Annotated in this window: 2 protein-coding genes; both read right to left on the bottom strand. The window is 43.0% G+C overall.

What is annotated here, in order from left to right; all coding sequences use genetic code 11:
- Nucleotides 1–5 precede the first annotated feature (5 nt).
- Nucleotides 6–791 carry a fumarylacetoacetate hydrolase family protein gene (locus AC1DUW_RS30025; protein WP_477644339.1) on the bottom strand — a complete coding sequence of 262 codons (786 nt, stop codon included), beginning with the start codon at nucleotides 789–791 and terminating at the stop codon, nucleotides 6–8.
- A partial coding sequence (locus AC1DUW_RS30020) for a fumarylacetoacetate hydrolase family protein (RefSeq protein WP_477644338.1) occupies nucleotides 788–1092 on the bottom strand: 305 nt, incomplete at its 5' end. The genes AC1DUW_RS30025 and AC1DUW_RS30020, both read right to left, overlap by 4 nt.

The raw sequence follows: 1092 nt of genomic DNA, 5'->3' as shown, positions 1-1092 counted from the left end.
CCCTTTCACCGATCAGTAACGGCTTTCTCGTTATCCGTTCTTAAAAAAATGTTATCACCAGCAATCGTATTAACAAGCCGTCCGATTCCTTCAATTTCTGTCACAACTTCATCGCCAATGGCAGTATCAACAAGCCCTTCCGGTGTGCCGGTTAAAATAATGTCTCCTTCATTTAACGTCATAAAGCTGCTTAAATATTCAATAAGTGCTGGGATATCAAAAATCATGTYGCGAGTTGTACCTTCCTGTGTCAGCTTGCCGTTTACATACGTGCGTAGCTTCAAGTTCATTGGATCTTCAATGTCCTCTGTATCGACAAGCCATGGTCCAATTGGAGTACATGTATCTCGATTTTTCACTTTCAAATTAGGGCGGTAATAATTCTCCAAATAGTCACGGATGGCATAATCATTGGCGATCGTATAGCCTGAAACATATTCATAGGCGTTTTCTCTCGCTACATTGCGAGCTGGACGGCCGATTACGACAGCCAGTTCACATTCATAGTGCATGTATTCGGCATCAGACGGGCGGCGTRTTTCTGCACGGTGACCGATAAATGTGTTCGGTCCCTTTAAAAAGACAAGTGGTTCTTCCGGTGCATTAAACGCCAATTCTTTTGCATGATCCGCATAATTTAAACCGAGTGCGAATACCGTACGCGGCTCCACAGGCGAGAGCCAGACAACATCCTGCTCCTGCACAAGACGTCCATCATGGAGTTGAAGCATGCCTTCTTTTTCAACAGCATCATAAATTGCACCACTATAGGCTACTCTTGCTTTTTTCATGCACGGCCACCCCAATTCCAGTCTTTTTCATGAACGAGTATATTTTCAAGAAAACCAATTCTATCAATCTCAATTCGAACAACGTCTCCTACTTTTGCCAACGGTGCATTTTCAGGTACCCCCGTCAGAAGAATGTCTCCCTGGCGGAGTGTCATAAAATCTGTTACATCGGAAATTAATCGAGCAACAGAACGGATTAGATGATGTGTGTTATTTTCCTGTTTTAATTGACCATTTATAAATACCTTCACTTGTAAAGAATCCGGATTGTTAATCGCTTCTTTCGGCATAACCCACGGAC

Source organism: Peribacillus sp. P4_C12, from assembly GCF_056402095.1.
This window is presented reverse-complemented; position numbering and strand designations above follow the sequence as displayed.